Source organism: Janthinobacterium sp. SUN120, from assembly GCF_030397735.1.
GTDB lineage: Bacteria > Pseudomonadota > Gammaproteobacteria > Burkholderiales > Burkholderiaceae_D > Janthinobacterium > Janthinobacterium kumbetense.
Window position 1 is genome coordinate 1,802,908 of the sequence record NZ_JAPUBW010000002.1, and the last position, 18,264, is coordinate 1,821,171.

At 62.1% G+C, this 18,264-nt stretch carries 16 protein-coding genes; 1 reads left to right on the forward strand and 15 read right to left on the reverse strand.

The window, feature by feature from the left end; all coding sequences use genetic code 11:
- Positions 1–89 precede the first annotated feature (89 nt).
- From secD to queA, 4 genes are all read right to left on the reverse strand, one after another.
- Positions 90–1,955: a protein translocase subunit SecD gene (gene secD, locus O0879_RS17840; RefSeq protein WP_289917817.1), complete on the reverse strand. Its 1,866-nt coding sequence runs from the start codon at positions 1,953–1,955 to the stop codon at positions 90–92.
- Between the two features lie 97 nt (positions 1,956–2,052).
- Entirely contained in the window at positions 2,053–2,385 is a 333-nt protein-coding gene (yajC, locus tag O0879_RS17845) for a preprotein translocase subunit YajC (protein ID WP_077408845.1), read from the reverse strand.
- Positions 2,386–2,581: 196 nt separating this feature from the next.
- Positions 2,582–3,721 (reverse strand): tRNA guanosine(34) transglycosylase Tgt, encoded by a 1,140-nt coding sequence (gene tgt, locus O0879_RS17850; protein WP_077408846.1) that lies wholly within the window; start codon positions 3,719–3,721, stop codon positions 2,582–2,584.
- Position 3,722: 1 nt separating this feature from the next.
- Positions 3,723–4,778, reverse strand: a complete 1,056-nt coding sequence (queA, locus tag O0879_RS17855; protein WP_289917819.1) for a tRNA preQ1(34) S-adenosylmethionine ribosyltransferase-isomerase QueA — start codon at positions 4,776–4,778, stop codon at positions 3,723–3,725.
- Between the two features lie 177 nt (positions 4,779–4,955).
- On the opposite strand from queA, the gene recG reads away from it, so the two are divergent.
- Positions 4,956–7,058 carry an ATP-dependent DNA helicase RecG gene (gene recG / locus O0879_RS17860; RefSeq protein ID WP_289917822.1) on the forward strand — a complete coding sequence of 701 codons (2,103 nt, stop codon included), beginning with the start codon at positions 4,956–4,958 and terminating at the stop codon, positions 7,056–7,058.
- A 13-nt stretch (positions 7,059–7,071) separates the two neighbouring features.
- On the opposite strand, the gene O0879_RS17865 is transcribed toward recG, so the two are convergent.
- From O0879_RS17865 to O0879_RS17915, 11 genes are all read right to left on the reverse strand, one after another.
- Positions 7,072–7,197 (reverse strand): hypothetical protein, encoded by a 126-nt coding sequence (locus O0879_RS17865; RefSeq protein ID WP_255206293.1) that lies wholly within the window; start codon positions 7,195–7,197, stop codon positions 7,072–7,074.
- Positions 7,197–8,411, reverse strand: a complete 1,215-nt coding sequence (locus O0879_RS17870; protein ID WP_289917823.1) for an MFS transporter — start codon at positions 8,409–8,411, stop codon at positions 7,197–7,199. Before O0879_RS17870 ends, O0879_RS17865 begins: the two co-directional genes overlap by 1 nt.
- A gap of 11 nt (positions 8,412–8,422) precedes the next feature.
- A complete protein-coding gene (locus O0879_RS17875; RefSeq protein ID WP_289917824.1) occupies positions 8,423–9,412 on the reverse strand; it encodes a Gfo/Idh/MocA family oxidoreductase in 990 nt (329 codons plus the stop codon).
- 1 nt (position 9,413) lies between these two features.
- Positions 9,414–10,232 carry a DUF3025 domain-containing protein gene (locus tag O0879_RS17880; RefSeq protein ID WP_289917826.1) on the reverse strand — a complete coding sequence of 273 codons (819 nt, stop codon included), beginning with the start codon at positions 10,230–10,232 and terminating at the stop codon, positions 9,414–9,416.
- 7 nt (positions 10,233–10,239) lie between these two features.
- The gene (pyrC, locus tag O0879_RS17885; RefSeq protein WP_289917830.1) at positions 10,240–11,304 is read right to left on the reverse strand and encodes a dihydroorotase; all 1,065 of its coding nucleotides are present in this window, start codon (positions 11,302–11,304) and stop codon (positions 10,240–10,242) included.
- A 150-nt stretch (positions 11,305–11,454) separates the two neighbouring features.
- Complete coding sequence (locus O0879_RS17890; RefSeq protein WP_289917832.1) at positions 11,455–12,903, reverse strand: amidohydrolase family protein; 1,449 nt, start codon at positions 12,901–12,903, stop codon at positions 11,455–11,457.
- A gap of 31 nt (positions 12,904–12,934) precedes the next feature.
- Positions 12,935–13,660 carry an amino acid ABC transporter ATP-binding protein gene (locus O0879_RS17895; RefSeq protein ID WP_099666201.1) on the reverse strand — a complete coding sequence of 242 codons (726 nt, stop codon included), beginning with the start codon at positions 13,658–13,660 and terminating at the stop codon, positions 12,935–12,937.
- A 19-nt stretch (positions 13,661–13,679) separates the two neighbouring features.
- Positions 13,680–14,372 carry an ABC transporter permease subunit gene (locus O0879_RS17900; protein ID WP_152254769.1) on the reverse strand — a complete coding sequence of 231 codons (693 nt, stop codon included), beginning with the start codon at positions 14,370–14,372 and terminating at the stop codon, positions 13,680–13,682.
- Between the two features lies 1 nt (position 14,373).
- A complete protein-coding gene (locus O0879_RS17905; protein ID WP_077409318.1) occupies positions 14,374–15,123 on the reverse strand; it encodes an amino acid ABC transporter permease in 750 nt (249 codons plus the stop codon).
- Positions 15,124–15,222: 99 nt separating this feature from the next.
- A complete protein-coding gene (locus tag O0879_RS17910) occupies positions 15,223–16,179 on the reverse strand; it encodes an amino acid ABC transporter substrate-binding protein (protein ID WP_099666199.1) in 957 nt (318 codons plus the stop codon).
- Positions 16,180–16,374: 195 nt separating this feature from the next.
- Complete coding sequence (locus tag O0879_RS17915) at positions 16,375–18,225, reverse strand: ABC transporter ATP-binding protein/permease (protein ID WP_289907231.1); 1,851 nt, start codon at positions 18,223–18,225, stop codon at positions 16,375–16,377.
- Between the last annotated feature and the right edge of the window lie 39 nt (positions 18,226–18,264).

Sequence of the window (18,264 nt, forward strand, 5' to 3'; positions counted from 1 at the left end):
AAATCCTCTGAGTTCTATTCTGTGCGTCCGGCGACTGGGCCGCAGGACGCTATCGCTGTTGACGCTATTCGGTAAGTCGGAGCCCTGGCTTATTTGCTCGTGCCCGGTACCCAGACCGTGCCGATCGACAAGGTCGTCAGCTTTTTCTTGCGGCCATACCAGAGGTTGACCACGCCGCGCGAGACGAAAACGGAGGAGAACATCGAGGTCAGGATACCCAGGCAATGCACAACAGCGAAGCCGCGCACGGGACCGCTGCCGAAGGCCAGCAGTGCCAGGCCGACGATCAGGGTGGTCACGTTCGAATCGAGAATCGTGGCCCAGGCGCGGTCGAAGCCGGCGGCGATCGCCGCTTGCGGCGTATTGCCGGCGCGCAGCTCTTCGCGGATACGTTCATTGATCAGCACGTTGGCGTCAATCGCCATGCCCAGTGCCAGCGCGATAGCGGCGATACCTGGCAAGGTCAGCGTCACCTGAATCATCGACAGCAAGCCGACCAGCAGCAGCAGGTTGGTGGCCAGGGCCAGTACGCTGAAGGCGCCGAACAGCATGTAATAGGCGATCATGAAGATGGCGATGGCGATGAAGCCGTACAGGGTCGAGTGGAAGCCCTTGGCGATGTTTTCCGCGCCCAGCTGCGGTCCGATCGTGCGTTCTTCGATGACGGTCATCGGTGCGGACAGGGCGCCCGAGCGCAGCAGCAGCGCCAGTTCATTCGCGTTTTCCGCGCCGCCCATGCCTGTGATCTGGAAGCGCGAACCGAGTTCCTGCTGGATCGTCGCGACAGACAATACTTCCGGCTTGCCTTTTTCAAACAGCACGATGGCCATGCGCTTGCCGACGCGTTCGCGCGTCGCTTCGCGCATCTTGCGTCCGCCGTCGCCATTCAGGTCGATCGACACGGCCGCTTGCTGGTTCTGGTCGAAGCTGGCCGTGGCGCTGGAAATATAGTCGCCCGTCAGGATCACGTCTTTCGCCAGCACGACAGGGACGCCCTTGCCGACAGTGAACAGTTCCGAGTTGAACGGGATGGCGCTCGACAGTTCGGTGCCAGGCACGATGGTTTCATCGACCAGGCGCACTTCCAGGGTGGCGGTGCGGCCGATGATGGCTTTCGCGCGGGCCACGTCCTGCACGCCAGGCAATTGCACCACGATGCGGTCAGGGCCTTGCTGCTGGATCAGCGGCTCAGCCACGCCCAGCTCATTGACGCGCTTGGACAGGGTGGAGATATTCTGTTTTACGCCTTCGTCGATGGTTGCCTTCAGGGCCGCCGGTTTCAGGGTGATGCTCAGTTTCAAATCGCTGCCTTCGCCCGCATCGGCGAACGCCAGTTCCGTCATCTGGTCGGACAGGACATTTTTTGCCTTCAGGCGCGTCTCGGCGTCACGGAAGTTGATTTGCACGCTGTCGCCCACGCGTTCGATGCCGGCGTGGCGGATATTCTTGTCGCGCAACACGCTACGCGCGGCGGACTGGACGCCCTGGACTTTCTTGTTCAGTACGGCTTTCGCATCGACCTGCATCAGGAAGTGCACGCCACCGCGCAAATCCAGGCCCAGGAACATGGGCAAGGCATGCAATTTTTGCATCCACATTGGGGTATTGGCTTGCAGGTTGACCGTCACAATGAACGCGGGATCGGTGGAATCGGGATTCAGATCCTTTTCCAGCACCAGTTTTGCCTTGAACTGGGTATCGGGATCGGCAAAACGCACGCGCACGGAGGCGAGATTGCCGGCGCCATCCATGGTGACGCCTTCCGACTTGACGTTCTCTTTCGTCAATATTTGCTCGACTTGCGTCATCAGCTCGCCCGTCACTTTGACGGTCGACTTGCCGCTGGTTACTTGCAGCGCCGGTGACTCACCGAAATAGTTGGGCGCCGTATAGAGTGCGCCCAGCAATAAGGCGACGACGATGATGATGTATTTCCAGGCAGGATAGCGATTCATAGTGATTCAGCGTTCAGTGTTGAGCGTCGGAGGCGTCGCGAGGGGCGGCCGATAGCCGCCCCGGATCTGTCATTGCCGAGGCAATGACAGCGAGGAATTACAGCGCCTTCAGGGTGCCTTTAGGCAGCAAGGTGGTGATGGAGCTCTTTTGCACCGTGATTTCGGTGCCGGCCGCCACTTCGATGGTGACGTAAGCGTCCACTACCTTGGAAACACGGCCCAGCATGCCGCCGGCGGTGACGACTTCGTCCCCCTTGGCCAGCGCGTCCATCATCGCCCGTTGTTCTTTGGCGCGTTTTTGCTGTGGGCGGATCATCAGGAAATACATGACCACGAACATCAATACCAGCGGCAGGAAGCTGGTCAGGTTGCCGCCGAGGCCCAGGGCTTCGGTTGGGGCTTGCGCATAAGCGTTGGAAATGAAAAACACGGTGACTCCAGTTCTAATCAGTTTGAAAAAATAGCGCTGTATTCTAGCATTGGCTATACGTCATAACCCGAATTGCAGCCATGGCAACTTTAAATGGGGCTAAAAAAGCATTATGCAATGCTTTATCGCCCCAGTCCAAGCACCAATACACAAAACTTCCGGCCATGCCGCAGCCAGGGCTCAAGCTAAGCTTTTCTTAAGTTCCCCGTGCGCGTTCCGCATGGAATTGCAGGGTAAACGCGTGGAAACGGTCTTCGTCCAGCGCCTCGCGCATCTGACGCATCAAGTCCAGGTAGTAATGCAGGTTGTGGATGGTGTTCAGGCGCGCACCGAGGATTTCCTTGGACCGGTGCAAATGGTGCAGGTACGCGCGCGAAAAATTGCGGCAAGCGTAGCAGCTGCAGGTCTCGTCCAGCGGCGCCTGGTCTTCCTTGTACTTGGCGTTCTTGATCTTGATGTCGCCAAAACGGGTAAACAGCCAGCCATTGCGGGCGTTACGCGTCGGCATGACGCAGTCGAACATGTCGATGCCGTTCGACACGCCCGCCACCAGGTCTTCCGGCGTGCCCACGCCCATCAGATAATGCGGCTTGTTGGCCGGCAAGCGCGGTCCCACGTGAGCCAGCATGCGCATCATGTCTTCCTTCGGCTCGCCGACGGACAGGCCGCCAATGGCGATGCCGGGGAAATCGATCTCTTCCAGCTTGGCCAGCGACTCGTCGCGCAGCATTTCGAACATGCCGCCCTGCACGATGCCAAACAGCGCATTCGGGTTTTCGCCGCGGTGGAACTCATCCTTCGAGCGCTGCGCCCAGCGCAGGGACATGCGCATGGACTTGGCCGCTTCCTCGATGGTGGCCGGGCGGCCCTGGATTTCGTACGGCGTGCATTCGTCGAACTGCATGACGATGTCGGAATTCAAGACGCGCTGCACCTGCATCGACACTTCCGGCGAGAGGAACAGTTTATCGCCATTGATGGGCGAATTGAAATGCACGCCCTCTTCCGTGATCTTGCGCATGGCGCCCAGCGAAAACACCTGGAAGCCGCCCGAATCCGTCAAGATCGGCTTGTTCCAGCCCATGAAGCCATGCAAGCCGCCGAATTTCTCCATGACGGTGTTGCCTGGACGCAACCACAGGTGAAACGTGTTACCCAGGATGATCTGCGCGTCGATCTCGTTGAGTTCCAGCGGCGACATGGCTTTCACGGAACCGTAAGTGCCCACTGGCATGAAGATCGGCGTCTGCACGATGCCATGGTTGAGTTTCAAGGTGCCGCGGCGTGCCTTGGTCAGGCCGCTCGTGTCGGTCTTGAGTAGTTTAAATTCCAGCATGTCAGTCTTTCACGGGAGTATCAAGGTTCAGCGCAGCGCGCGATTGCGTGGTGAGCAGCATCGCGTCGCCATAGCTGAAGAAACGGTAATTCTGCGCGATCGCATGCGCGTAGGCGCTGCGGATCGGCTCATAGCCGGCAAAGGCCGACACCAGCATCAGCAGGGTCGACTTCGGCAAATGGAAGTTGGTGATCAGGCGCGTTACCGTTTTAAATGCATAGCCGGGCGTGATGAACAGGGCCGTATCGGCGCTGCCCGCCACCAACTGGCCGCTTTGCGAGGCCGATTCCAGCGCGCGCAGGCTGGTCGTGCCGACGGCGACCACGTCGCGCCCGGCAAGTTGGGCGGCGCGCACGGCGTCGACGGTTTCCTGCGGCATGGTGTACCACTCGGTATGCATCTTGTGTTCGGCCAGCACCTCCGTGCGCACGGGCTGGAAGGTGCCGGCGCCCACGTGCAGGGTCACATAGGCAAAGTTGACGCCCTTCGCTTTCAGCTGGTCGAGCAGGGCCTGGTCGAAATGCAGGCCGGCCGTCGGTGCCGCCACGGCGCCGGGCACCTTGTTGAACACGGTCTGGTAGCGCGTTTCGTCAAATTCGTCCGCATCGTGCTCGATGTAGGGCGGCAGCGGCAAACGGCCATGCGCCTCGATCAGCTCGAACACGTCGGCGTCGAAGTGCAGCGTAAAGAATTCGCCGGCGCGCTGACCGACCGTCACGTCGAAGGCGTCGGCCAGGCGGATGCGGCAGCCGGGCGGCGGCGACTTCGAGGCGCGCACCTGGGCCAGCACGGTGCGGTCGTCCAGCACGCGCTCGACGAGCGCCTCGATCTTGCCGCCGCTTTCCTTGACGCCGAAGAAGCGCGCTTTGAGCACGCGCGTATCGTTCATCACCAGCAGGTCGCCCGCCTGCAACAGCCCGACGATATCGGCAAAGCTGCGGTCAACCAGGGTATCGCCGTCCAGATGCAACAGGCGCGAGGCGCTGCGCTCGGCCAACGGAGTTTGCGCAATGTTTTCTTGCGGCAAATTAAAATCGAAATCGGAAAGCGAATACATGCGTTTTGCTTCAAAAGTACGTCAAAAATGATTAGGAGTGCGCAATGGAACATCTGGCACTATACTGTGCGCCTATACAGGCATTACAATAATCCGCCGCAACAACTACGACTGCGGTACGCACAGGGTGTGCCGGACAACCCTCTATTTTACGCTAGCGGCACCAAAACCTTGCATATGTCCGATCCAAAGCCCGATCTTCCTCCCGCAGCCAAGCCCGCCGCGAAGCCGAAAGCCGCCAAAAAAGTGGTCAGCACGGAAAGCCGGCTGGCCAAACTGGGCTTGCGCACGGATATGGACCTGGTGCTGCACCTGCCGATGCGCTACGAGGACGAAACCAAGGTCTACACGATACGCGACGCCTGCCTGCGCGGCGGCGAGTCGTGGCAAGTCGAGGGCATCGTCACCAAGTGCGAAGTCAATTTTAAGCCGCGCAAGCAATTGCTGGTGACGATCGCCGATGAAACGGGCAATTTGCTGCTGCGCTTCATGAATTTCTATGGCAGCCAGGTCAAGCAACTGGCCGAAGGCACGCGGGTCCGCGCGCGCGCCGAACTCAAACACGGCTTTTTCGGCGCCGAGATGGTGCACCCGACGTATAAAGTTGTCAACGAAGGCGCGCCGCTGCCCACAGCCCTGACGCCCGTATACCCATCCGGCGAAGGCCTGTCGCAGCACGTGCTGCGGCGCGAAATCGCCGACGCCATGCGCCGCATCGACTGGCAAGACACCTTGCCCGATCATCTGCTGCGCGACATGCAGCTGTCGCCGTTCCGCGCCGCCGTGCACCTGCTGCACTATCCGCCGCAGGACATCGATGAAAGCGCGCTGATGGACCGCTCGCACCCGGCCTGGGTGCGCATGAAGTTCGATGAGCTGCTGGCGCAGCAGCTGTCGCTGAAACGCGCCCAGCGCGCGCGCCGCTCGAAAGGCGCCGCCTCGCTGCCCGTCGTCGGGACTTTATCGAAGGCCTTCGGCGCCGCCCTGCCCTTCAAGCTGACGGGTGCGCAGGCGCGCGTGCTCGAGGAAATCCGCGCCGACCTGCGCCAGCCGTATCCGATGCAGCGCCTGCTGCAAGGCGACGTCGGCAGCGGCAAGACGGTCGTCGCCGCCCTGTCGGCCACGCAAGCCATCGACAGCGGCTACCAGGCCGCGCTGATGGCGCCCACGGAGATCCTGGCCGAGCAGCACTTCCGCAAGATCGCCGCTTGGATGGAGCCGCTGGGCGTGAAGGTGGCCTGGCTGACGGGCAGCTTGAAGAAAAAAGAAAAGACGGCAGCGCTGGCCCTGATCGAATCGGGTGAAGCGCAGCTGGTGATCGGCACGCATGCGCTGATCCAGGACAATGTGCTGTTTGCCAAACTGGGCCTGGTGATCGTCGACGAGCAGCACCGCTTCGGCGTGGGCCAGCGCCTGACCTTGCGCAACAAGGGCGACAGCGCGGCCGTGCCGCACCAGCTGATGATGTCGGCCACGCCGATTCCGCGCACCCTGGCCATGACATATTACGCCGACCTGGAAGTGTCGGTGATCGACGAGCTGCCGCCGGGCCGCAGCCCCATCGTCACGCGCGCCATCGACCAGAACCGGCGCGACGAAGTCATCGCCCGCGTGTATGCGGCCGCACTGGAAGGCCGGCAGGTGTACTGGGTCTGCCCGCTGATCGAGGAATCGGAAGCGCTGCAGCTACAGACGGCCACCGACACCTACATGATGCTTGCCGAAGCCCTGCCCGCGCTACAGGTGGGCCTCGTGCACGGCCGCCTGAAGCCGGCGGAAAAGCAGGAAGTGATGGATGCCTTCATCGCCGGGCATATCCACGTGCTGGTGGCCACCACCGTCATCGAGGTGGGCGTCGACGTGCCGAACGCTTCGCTGATGGTGATCGAGCATGCCGAGCGCTTCGGCTTGTCGCAGCTGCACCAGCTGCGCGGGCGCGTGGGGCGAGGATCGGCGGCCAGCGTCTGCCTGCTGCTGTACCAGGGCCCGCTGGGCGGCGTGGCGCGCCAGCGCTTGATGACCATGCGCGAAACGACGGACGGTTTTGAAATTGCCCGCCGCGACCTGGAAATCCGCGGCCCCGGCGAATTCCTCGGCGCGCGCCAGTCCGGCCAGGCCATGCTGCGCTTCGCCGACCTGGAAACGGATCAATGGCTGGTCGATCAGGCGCGCGACGTGGCGCACGACCTGCTGCACGCTACCACGACGGCCGCCGCGGCCACCGTGGAAGCGCACCTGGCGCGCTGGCTGGGTGGCAAAGAGGAATTTTTGAAGGTGTAAGGCCGGATGCCCGCTACATGCACATCCAGAAGCGGTTCGCCAGGTCCAGCATGAAATCGGGACGCAGATAGGCCAGGAAGACGAGAGCCAGCAGCGCGGCGCCAGCCAGGCGCCATAGCCAGGTGCGCCAGCTGGCCATTACGCGGCCACCGCCACGCGCTTGACGGCGCGCTCGTCGATGGGCAGGTTGATCAGCGCGGCCAGCAAGCCCAGGCCGATGGTGATCATCCACACGATGTGGTAACTGCCCTGGTGCTCGTACAGATAGCCGCCCAGCCACGCGCCAAGGAAACTGCCCACCTGGTGCGAGAAGAACACCATCCCCGCCAGCATCGACAGATGCTTCACGCCGAAGATGCCGGCGATGATGCCGTTCGTCAGCGGCACGGTCGACAGCCACAGCACACCCATGCCGGCGGCGAACAAGTACACGGACCACGCCGACAAAGGCGCCAGCAGGAACACGGTGATGACCACGGCGCGCGTCACGTAGATGGCCGACAGCAGGTAGCGCTTGGCGATCTTGCCACCGAGTTTGCCCGCATAGTAGGAGCCGACGATGTTGAACAGGCCGATCAGCGCCAGCGCCGTGACGGCGATATTCGGATTCATCAGGCCCTGGTCCTTCAGGTAGGCCGGCAAGTGCACGCCGATGAACACCAGCTGGAAGCCGCAGACGAAATACCCTGCCAGCAGCAGCCAGAACGAACGGCTGGCGATGGCTTCGCTGAAGGCGGCGCCCACGCTTTGCTGCGGACCGCTGGCGTGCGACACGGGCGGCTCGCGCAAGTAGAAGGCCATCGGGATCATGGCCAGCAGCACCAGCGCGGCCAGCACATAAAAGGCGTTTTGCCAGCCCACGGCGGAAATCAGTTGCTGCTCGACCGGCATCATCAGGAACTGGCCGAACGAGCCGGCCGCCGACGAAATGCCGAAGGCCCACGAGCGCTGCTCGGGCGGCGCGCTGCGGCCGATGATGCCGCTGATGGCGCCAAAGGCCGTGCAGGCCAGCGCCAGGCCGATGAAGATGCCGGAACCGACGATGAACAGCGTGGGCTGCGTCACGAGCGCCATCCACACCAGGCCCGCCATGTAGCTGATGGCGCCGACGATGACGACGCGCATGGTGCCGAAACGGTCGGCCGCCATGCCGGCGAACGGGCCGAAGACGCCCCACATCAGGTTTTGCATGGCCAGCGCCAGCGAATACGTTTCGCGCGTCCAGCCATTCGCTTGCGAGATCGGCTGCATCCAGAAACCCAGGCCATGGCGCACGCCCATCGCCAGGGTCAGCACGACGCCGCTGGCGATGAGGACAGTTTTCAGGCTGGGACGGGATGGGTGCAATGTCATGGGATTCCTGTTCACGCCTGGTCGGCTCGGTAAACGAGGCCGATCTGGCCACGCATGGTGTCAAGGTTATGCATCAGCGCCACGCTGTCCGCATGCAGCATGACGGGACTTTCCAGCAAGCCGGCACGGATGCAGCGCATCGCCTCGATCGCCTCGTGCGCGTAGCCGTTGCCCAGGTGCGGCATGGCGACGACGCGGCGCCCGCCATCCATCGTTTCGACGATCAGGTGGTCGGGTTTGTAAAAACGGTTGGGCAGCCGAATCCGCCCCAGGCTGCCGGAAATGGTCATTTCCGTCGGCGTCTGCGCGCGCAGGCTGCAGGCGCAGGACGAGGTGCCCCCGCCCGCGTGCCGCAGCGAGAACACGACCTGCTCATCGACGCCTGTGGCGCCCATCTCGGCCAGCGCCTGTACCTGCGATACGGAGCCGAGGAAGAAGGCCGCCATCGACAGCGGATAAATGCCCACGTCGAGCAGCGCGCCGCCGCCGAGTTCCGGATTGAACATGCGGTGCTCGGGCGGGAAATTGGCGACAAAACCGATGTCGGCCTGCACCTGCTGCAGCACGCCGATTTCGCCGCTGGCGATGATGCGCTGCGCTTCCTGCACGGCGGGCAGGAAACGGCTCCACATGGCTTCCATCAAAAACAGTTTTTTGTCGCGCGCCAGGTCGACCACGGCCTGCGCTTCGCGCGCATTCATGGTGAACGGTTTTTCGCACACGACGTGCTTGCCGGCGGTCAGGCACAGCATGGCATTTTCAGCATGCAGAGTGTGCGGCGTGGCGATATAGATCACATCCACGTCCGGGTCCATGGCCAGCGCCTGGTAGGAACCGTGGCAACGCTCAATGCCGAATTCGGCGCCGAAGGCCTGTGCGCCAGTCTCGCTGCGCGAAGCCACCGCCACCAGTTGCGCACCGGGTGCATCGCGCAGGCCATTGGCCATCGCGCGGGCGATCTTGCCGGTGCCGAGGATGCCCCAGCGGACGGTATTTTCCATGCTATTGATCTCTTTCTGCGCCAGCCACCTTGCGCTTCGGGCGGAACACCGCCGCGTCATTGTAAAAATCGTCGTCCTGGCCCTCGCACCAGCCGGGCAAACCGAGCACGGGCAGCGGCGTGAAGTCCGCCGTGGTGAGGCTTTGCTGCGCCAGGTCCTGCGCCACCCGCTCGTCGAGCCAGGCGCGGCGTGCCGCATCGTCCAGGGTGAAATAGGCGTCGCCGGCGAAGATCACGCGCGTATGCGCCGTGATGGCCTTGCGCGGCGCCACCAGTTTTTCCATCAGCGCGTGGCCGAACAGCCAGACCTCGGCGTCGCCGCCGGCGTCAAACTTGTCGCTCTGCGCAATGAACGCGCTGCGCCAGTCATGCCCGCGCAGCGCCGCTTCCAGCGCGCGCCCCGCATCGCTGTCGCGCAGCACCAGCAGGGCGGAATTTTCGTCAAAAATCGTCGCGCCATCGCGTGCGGGACCGCGCGATTTGCCGACGCCGGACAGGGCGATCTGCGCCGCCTGCAGCGCGTTCAATTGCCGCTTGATGCGTGGGAAAGTGAGCCACACGAGCGCGTTGAAAAAATCGTGCAGATTGTCGCGCGTGGGCACGCCGCCCGTCGCGCCGATGAACTCCTCGTAGGCGACGCCATCGGGCAGGTCCGCTTGCGGCACGAAAGCCAGCGGCAGGCCGGAGGGATTGCGCAAGTCCAGCTCCCGCGCCCGTCCGTTCAGCGCGGCGATCACCGTGTCGCGCTGCAGGTCCAGCTGCCGTCGCGCCGGCAGCACCGTGGCAAACCAGGGGCGGGTCCAGTCTATCGATGGCAGCATGGAGTAATTACACCATTTTCCAGTTGATCTGCTCGCCCGCATTGAGCGGAATCACATGGCTGTCGCCCAGCGGCAGCGAAGCTGGCAAGGTCCAGCTTTCGCGCTTCAGGGTGATGGTGTCCGTGTTGCGCGGCACGCCGTAAAAGGCGGGGCCGTGGAAGCTGGCGAACGCTTCCAGCTTGTCAAGCGCGCCGGCCCGTTCGAACGCTTCCGCATACATTTCCATCGCATGCAGGGCCGTGTAGCAGCCGGCGCAGCCGCAGGCCATTTCCTTGGCGCCTTGCGCGTGCGGCGCCGAGTCGGTGCCGAGGAAGAAGCGCTCGTCGCCGCTGGCCGCCGCCGTCATCAGCGCCAAGCGGTGCTCTTCGCGCTTGAGGATGGGCAGGCAGTAGTAATGCGGGCGGATGCCGCCCTTGAAAATCTCGTTGCGGTTGTACAGCAGATGGTGCGCAGTGATGGTGGCGGCGATGGGGCCTTCCGCTTCGGCCACATACTGCGCCGCATCCTTGGTGGTGATGTGTTCGAACACGACGGACAGGGCCGGGAAGGCGCTGCGCAGCGGGCGCATCACGCGCTCGATGAAGACGGCTTCGCGGTCGAAAATATCGATTTCCGGATCCGTCACTTCGCCGTGCACGAGGAAGGGCATGCCCACTTCCTGCATCACTTCGAGCACCTTGTAGCAATTTTTCAAATCCGTCACGCCCAGGTCGGAATTCGTCGTGGCGCCGGCCGGATACAATTTGACGGCCTGCACGATGCCGCTATCCTGCGCGCGGCGGATTTCGTCGGGCGAGGTGTTGTTCGTCAGGTACAGCACCATCAGCGGATCGAAGTTCACGCCTTGCGGCACGGCGGCCAGGATGCGCTCTCGATAGGCGGCGGCATCGGCCGTGGTGGTGACGGGCGGTTTCAGGTTCGGCATGACGATGGCGCGGCCGAACTGGCGCGCGCTGTGCGGCAGCACGCTGGCCATGACGGCGCCATCGCGCAGATGCAAATGCCAGTCATCCGGACGGGTGATGGTGATGGAGGATGGAACGGCGGTCTGGGTGTGATCGAGTTTGGACATGGCGGCTGCTCTCAGGCGGTCATTGCGAATAGCGCCATTTTACCAGCCGCGAGGCTGCAGCACAGGCCGGGGAAGCCGGTGCCCCGGCCTAGCAGACAACAAAACGGTCGGTAAGCACCGGCCGTTTTCAACCGCAGGATCACATGCGAATCAGGACTTGGCCGGTACCAGCTCCTGCTTCGCCACCCAGGCGCGGATATCGGCCAGCATCCGGTCCAGCGCGGCGCGGTCGTACACCTGGCCACGACTGACCACCAGGCGGATCTGGCGCGTGGCGCCGATGTCCTGCAGCGGATTCGCGTCGAGCACCAGCAGATCGGCCGCCTTGCCCGCCGCCACGCTGCCGTAGCGATCCAGCTTGCCCAGGAAGCGGGGACCGTTGATGACGGCCGACTGCAAGGCTTGCTGCGGCGTCAAGCCATACTGCACGTACAGGCCGATTTCATCGTGCAAGGCCTGGCCCGGGTAGTCGAAGGAATTCAAAAAGCCCGCATCCGTGCCCGCGATGATGCTCATGCCCTGCTGCTGCAAGATCGGCAGCAGCTTTGCCGATTGCTCGAACTGCGCGTGACGCAGGGCGATCGCTTCCGGGCCATCCTTGGCGGCGCGCTGCACGCGCCAGTCGTAGGTGGCGCGCAAGCCCTTGCCGATGTATTGCAGGGCCGGATCGTGCGTGTGATCTTCGCGGTCCAGGTAAGCCGTCACGCGCGAACCCCACAGGGTAGGCACGATGGCCGTGCCGCGCGCGGCCAGATAACTGAAGGCCTTGCGCGCCGTCGGTTCGTCGTAGCTTTGCACGCTTGCGTGCATGGCTTCCTTGCCCGTCATCGCGCCGGCGGCCACCTTGTCCGTCAGCTCCTGCTCGCGCGGCGTGGTGGCGCGCAGCAAATACGATTGATGTTCGATCGTGCCCAGGCCCGCATCGGCCATCTGCTCCAGTGTGAGCTGCACAGGGATATGGCCCGAGGTGCGCATGCCCCGTTCGCGCGCCTGGCGCAGCGCTTCCAGGTACAACTCAGGCTTCAGCGTGTTTTCCGTGATCTTCACGAAGTCCACTTGCTGCGCCTGCAGGCCGTCGAGCGCGCGCGTGACTTCCTGCGGTGTGCCCACTTCGATGGTGCCCTTCCACAGCGGCTTGATGCCTTCCAGCTTGGCGCCCGACGTGAAGATGGTCGGGCCTTGCAACTGGCCTGCGTTGATCTGCCGGCGCCATGCCAGCACCGTGTCGGGCAAGTCGCCCGAGCAGTCGCGCACCGTGGTGATGCCGTGCGCCAGGTACAGGGGCAGCAACTGCTTGTTCTCGTCGATCAGTTCGGGGCCGCCGCCAAAGTGCACATGCGTGTCCCACAGGCCCGGCATCAGGTATTTGCCGGGCAGGCGGATGGTCTGCTTCGGCGCATAGCTGCGCAACTGCGCGTCGTCGACGACGGCGACGATGCTGTCGCCCTTGAGCAGCACGGTCTTGCCGTTGACGGCGCGACCGCCAGCAACGTCGATCAGGGTGGCGTCGCGCAAGGCGATGTCAACGGCGATCTTGTCGGCCGCGTGGGCATGGGCGAGCAGGCCCAGCGCCAGCATGGCGTCGGCTATTTGTTTCATGACAGGCATTCGTACTCAACTTCAAAAAAAATTAATGGATGATCTTGGCCAGGAAGTCGCGCGCGCGGTCCGAGCGCGTCGTGTTGAAGAAGTCATCCTTGCTGCAATCCTCGATGATCTTGCCCTGATCCATGAAGACGATGCGGTTGGCCACGCGCTTGGCAAAGCCCATTTCGTGCGTGACGACCATCATCGTCATGCCTTCCTGCGCCAGGCCTACCATCACGTCGAGCACTTCGTTGATCATTTCGGGGTCCAGCGCCGACGTGGGTTCGTCGAACAGCATGGCGATCGGGTCCATCGACAGCGCGCGGGCGATCGCCACGCGCTGCTGCTGGCCGCCCGACAGCTGGCCCGGGAACTTATCCTGCTGCGACAGCAGGCCCACGCGGTCCAGGTATTTCAAGCCCTTGGCATTGGCTTCGTCGGCGCTGCGGCCCAGCACCTTGATCTGGCCGATGGTGAGGTTTTCGCGGATCGACAAATGCGGGAACAGCTCGAAATTCTGGAACACCATGCCGATGCGCGCGCGCAGTTTCGACAAATTCGTTTTCGGATCGTTGACGCTGATGCCGTCGACGATGATCTGCCCCTGCTGGATCGGCTCAAGGCCGTTGACGGTCTTGATCAGGGTCGACTTGCCGGAGCCGGAAGGGCCGCAAATGACCATCACGTCGCCCTTGGCGACATTGGTGGTGCAGTCGGTGAGTACCTGGAACTGGCCATACCATTTGCTGACGTTATTGAGTTCAATCATCTTGTTCTTTCTTTTTCGGTTAGCGAATGATGGCGACGCGTTTCTGCAGGCGTTTTACCAGGAACGACAAGGCATAGCACAGCACGAAATACACGACGGCGACAAACACGTACATCTCCACCAAGCGGCCGTCGCGCTGGGCGATCTTCGAGGCGGCGCCGACAAAATCGGGAATCGACAGCACGTACACGAGCGACACGTCCTGGAACAGCACGATGGTTTGCGTCAGCAGCACGGGGATCATGTTGCGGAACGCCTGCGGCAGCACGATGCTGCCCATCGTCTGCCGGTAATTCATGCCCAGCGCCTGGCCGGCCCACACCTGGCCACGCGGGATCGACTGTATGCCGCTGCGCATGATCTCGCAATAGTAGGCCGCCTCGAACATGATGAAGGTGATCAGCGCGGAAGAAAACGCGCCCACTTTCACGGGTTCGTTCGCGCCGATGACCCAGGCGGCGATGTACGGCACCAGGAAGTAGAACCAGAAGATCACCAGCACCAGCGGGATCGAGCGTATCAGGTTGACGTAGCTCGACGCCACGCCCGAGACGATGCGGTTGCCGGACAGGCGCATCAGCGCCAGCAGGGTGCCCAGCACGATGCCGCCGACCATGGCCAGCGCCGTCAGTTTCAGGGTGAAGACCATGCCGGTCTGGAACAGGTAGACCCACGAGCGGGAGATGACATCGAAGTCGAAATTACCGAACATATCAATGTCCTCCCGTCTTGGCGCCGGCGACGATGAAGCCCGGGATGGCGACCTTTTTTTCGATCAGGTGCATCAGCACCACCACCAGCAGGTTGACGACGACGTAGATGATGGTGGCGGCCGAAAACGCCTCGAACACCTGGAAGGAAAACTCCTGGATGGCGCGCGCGCTGGCCGTCAGTTCGATCAGGCCGATGGTCAGCGCCACGGAACTGTTCTTGATGATGTTCAAAAATTCGCTGGTCAGCGGCGGCATGATGACGCGCGCGGCCATCGGCAGCAAAATGAAGCGGTAGGTTTGCGGCAGGGTCAGGCCCAGCGCCGTGCCGGCCAGTTTCTGCCCGCGCGGCAGCGCCTCGATGCCCGTCGTTACCTGCACGGCCACGCGCGACGAAGTAAAGAATCCCAGGCACAGCACGGCCGTGACGAAAGGCGCATTCGGCAGCGACTTGACCCAGGCGCCCAGGTCAGGCGGCAGCAGCTCCGGCATGACGAAATACCAGAGGAACATCTGCACCAGCAGCGGCACGTTGCGGAACAATTCGACGTAGGCATTGGCCACGCCCACCAGCCATTTGTTCGGCAGGGTGCGGATGGTGCCGATCACCAGGCCCAATATCAGCGCCATGATCCACGCCGCACCGGCCGTGGCCAGGGTCCAGACGAGGCCAGACCACAGGGTGTCCATGTACGTGCCCACGCCATCGGGAGAAATCTCCCAGAAAATGCGCCAATTCCAGTTGTAATTCATGATCATCCTTCCATGCAGCTCAAGGAAAGCGGCTTGTCCGCCACCCGTCCCGTAAATAAAACGGGAGGCTTGCGCCCCCCGATTTGTTACGCACTCTTGTTATTTTTTCCGTTTGTCCGAGGTCTTCTGCGCTTCCGGTACGGCCGCATAAGCAGCCGGGTCGCCCGAATCGGTCGGATTCGTGAAGACCGCCTTCAATTGCGGCGGCATGGGGAATTTCAGGTTGATGTTTTTCGGCGGGATCGGCGAGGTAAACCATTTCGCGTAGATGCGGTTGATGTCGTCGCTCTTGTACAGGCGGATCAGCGCATCATCGACCACTTTCTTGAAGGCGGGATCGCCCTTGCGCAGCATGATGCCGTACGGCTCGACCGACAGCGCTTCCTTGGTGATTTCGTAGTCGTTCGGGTTTTTCGAGTTGGCCACTTGCGACGCCAGCAGGATATCGTCATTGGCTTCGGCCACCGCACGGCCCGTTTCCAGCATCAGGAACGATTCAGGGTGGTCCTTGCCGACGGCAATCGTCATGCCCAGGTTTTTTTCCTTGTTCAGGATGGTCATCTGCTTGATGGTCGACGTGCCGGCCGTGGCGACCAGGGTCTTGCCGCGCAAGTCTTCCAGGGTCTTGATATTCGAGGTTTTTTTCGACAGCACGCGGTTGCCGATGACGAACATGGTAGGGGCGAATGCCACCTGCTGCTGGCGTTCCAGGTTGTTCGTCGTCGAGCCGCATTCGAGGTCGATGGTGCCGTTGGCCATCAGCGGGATGCGATTGGCCGACGTGACGGGGCTCATCACCACTTTCAGTTCGCTCAGGCCCAGGTGCTTTTGCAGGGCCGTGACGACTTTCATGCACAGGTCGATCGAATAACCCTGGTATTGCTGCTTGTCATCGAGATAGGAGAAAGGCACGGAGCCGTCGCGCACGCCGAGGGTAACGGAACCGGCTTTCTTGATCTTGGCCAAGGTGCCGGTCAATTCCTGAGCCTGGACTGGCGACATGCTGCTGATGACACCGACGCTGAGCAGCGTGGCGATGATTTTGGTCAATTTCATAAATTCTCCTGGGCGGACAAACCGGATGGACTCCGAACGAAACAACTGTGGTGCAGACGCCACCAATGGAATTAATTTTATTTCATTTTCAGCGCTGGACTAGCCGTTTTCTGCGATTGCCCGCAAATAGGCGCTATACGCGCGCCTGAATCGGCGCGGCTGTAGCATTTTTCCTACTGATTTCGCCTTCCCGATTTATTTTGCCGGCGCCAGCCCCGCCAACTCGTCCTCTTGCGCCTCGTCGTCCATATTTGCCTGCTGGCGTTGCCACATCTGCGCGTACAGGCCATCGAGCGCCAGCAATTGCGGATGCGTGCCCCGCTCGACGATGCGGCCATGGTCGAGCACCAGGATTTGCTGGGCATCCGCCACCGTCGACAGGCGGTGCGCAATGACCAGGGTGGTGCGGTTTTTGGCGATGTCCTTCAGCTGAGACTGGATCGCCTGCTCGGCCTTGGAGTCGAGCGCCGAGGTGGCTTCGTCGAAGATCAGGATGGCCGGGTCTTTCAGCAAGGTGCGGGCGATGGCCACGCGCTGCTTTTCGCCGCCCGACAGTTTTAGCCCTCGCTCGCCCACCATGGAGTTGTAGCCATCTGGCAAGCTTTCAATAAAATCATGGATCGACGCCGCTTTCGCCGCCGCCACGATGGCTTCCTTGCTGGCGCCCGGCTTGCCGTAGGCAATGTTGTATTCGATGGTGTCGTTGAACAGCACCGTATCCTGCGGCACGATGCCGATGGCCGCGCGCAGGGAATCCTGCGTGATGGCGCGCAAGTCCTGGCCATCGATGGTGATGCCGCCGCCATCGACTTCATAGAAGCGGAACAGCAAACGCGACAGGGTCGACTTGCCCGAGCCGCTATGCCCCACCACGGCCGTCGTGGTGCCGGCGGGAATCTGGAAATCCACGTCGAACAGGATTTGCCGCTTGGCTTCATAGCTGAAATCCACATGCGCAAAGCGCACGGCAGCGCCCCGCGTGACGAGCGGCTTGGCTTCCGGCGTATCGGCGATTTCGCGGTTCTCGTTCAGCAGCGAAAACAGGCGTTCCATGTCGGCCAGGCTTTGCTTGATTTCGCGGTAAATGACGCCCAGGAAATTGAGGGGAATATACAGCTGGATCATGAAGGCGTTCACCAGCACCAGGTCGCCCAGGGTCATCGTGCCGGCGATCACGCCCACCGTGGCGCGCCACAGAATCAGGGTAACGGCCGTGGCGATGATCAGCGACTGGCCCGTATTGAGCAGGGACAAGGAAGTCTGCGATTTCACGGCGGCCGATTCATAGCGCTGCAAGCCCTCGTCGTAGCGCTTCGCCTCGTAATCCTCGTTGCCGAAATATTTGACGGTTTCATAGTTGATCAGCGAATCGATGGCCTTGGTATTCGCCTTCGAATCGAGGTCGTTCATGGTGCGGCGGAAATGCGTACGCCAGTTCGTCACCAGCACGGTAAACGCGATATAGGACACCAGCGCCACCGCCGTGATGACGGTAAACCAGATGTCGTAGTGCAAGACCAGGTAGCCGAGCACGAGGGTGATTTCCACCAGGGTCGGCAGGATGTTGAACAGGGTGTAGGAAATGAGCGAGCCGACGCTGCGCGTGCCACGCTCGATGTCGCGCGTCATGCCGCCCGTTTGCCGGTTCAAGTGAAAGCGCAGGGACAAGGCATGCAGGTGGCGGAACACTTGCAGGGCGATGGTGCGCACGGCCCGCTGCGTGACCCGCGCGAACAGGAATTCGCGCAATTCCGTAAACAGGGTGGTCGACAGGCGCAGCAAGCCATACGCCACCAGCAAGCCGACCGGCAACACCAGCAACGCTTGCGGATGGGCAGCCGTGATCGTCATGGCGTCGACGAGTTTTTTCAGGATCAGGGGCACGCCCACGTTGGCCAGCTTGGCGCCCACCAGGCATAGCAGCGCCAGCAGCACTCGCCATTTGTAGACCCATAGATACGGCAGCAAGGTCTTGATGGTGGCGAAATCGCTGTGGCTGGCGGAGGCTGGCGAGCGGGGCGGAGGGGGAGTCTGGGAACGGCGCATGGCGAAGGTCGGCTTTTTATGGTTCAATCGGGGCAATTG

Coding starts and splice junctions, on each gene's coding strand:
- secD (WP_289917817.1), bottom strand. CDS start 1,955: ATGAATCGCTATCCTGCCTGGAAATACATCATCATCGTCGTCGCCTTA.
- tgt (WP_077408846.1), bottom strand. CDS start 3,721: ATGCTGGAATTTAAACTACTCAAGACCGACACGAGCGGCCTGACCAAG.
- queA (WP_289917819.1), bottom strand. CDS start 4,778: ATGTATTCGCTTTCCGATTTCGATTTTAATTTGCCGCAAGAAAACATT.
- recG (WP_289917822.1), top strand. CDS start 4,956: ATGTCCGATCCAAAGCCCGATCTTCCTCCCGCAGCCAAGCCCGCCGCG.
- O0879_RS17865 (WP_255206293.1), bottom strand. CDS start 7,197: ATGGCCAGCTGGCGCACCTGGCTATGGCGCCTGGCTGGCGCCGCGCTG.
- O0879_RS17870 (WP_289917823.1), bottom strand. CDS start 8,411: ATGACATTGCACCCATCCCGTCCCAGCCTGAAAACTGTCCTCATCGCC.
- O0879_RS17875 (WP_289917824.1), bottom strand. CDS start 9,412: ATGGAAAATACCGTCCGCTGGGGCATCCTCGGCACCGGCAAGATCGCC.
- O0879_RS17880 (WP_289917826.1), bottom strand. CDS start 10,232: ATGCTGCCATCGATAGACTGGACCCGCCCCTGGTTTGCCACGGTGCTG.
- pyrC (WP_289917830.1), bottom strand. CDS start 11,304: ATGTCCAAACTCGATCACACCCAGACCGCCGTTCCATCCTCCATCACC.
- O0879_RS17890 (WP_289917832.1), bottom strand. CDS start 12,903: ATGAAACAAATAGCCGACGCCATGCTGGCGCTGGGCCTGCTCGCCCAT.
- O0879_RS17895 (WP_099666201.1), bottom strand. CDS start 13,660: ATGATTGAACTCAATAACGTCAGCAAATGGTATGGCCAGTTCCAGGTA.
- O0879_RS17900 (WP_152254769.1), bottom strand. CDS start 14,372: ATGTTCGGTAATTTCGACTTCGATGTCATCTCCCGCTCGTGGGTCTAC.
- O0879_RS17905 (WP_077409318.1), bottom strand. CDS start 15,123: ATGAATTACAACTGGAATTGGCGCATTTTCTGGGAGATTTCTCCCGAT.
- O0879_RS17910 (WP_099666199.1), bottom strand. CDS start 16,179: ATGAAATTGACCAAAATCATCGCCACGCTGCTCAGCGTCGGTGTCATC.
- O0879_RS17915 (WP_289907231.1), bottom strand. CDS start 18,225: ATGCGCCGTTCCCAGACTCCCCCTCCGCCCCGCTCGCCAGCCTCCGCC.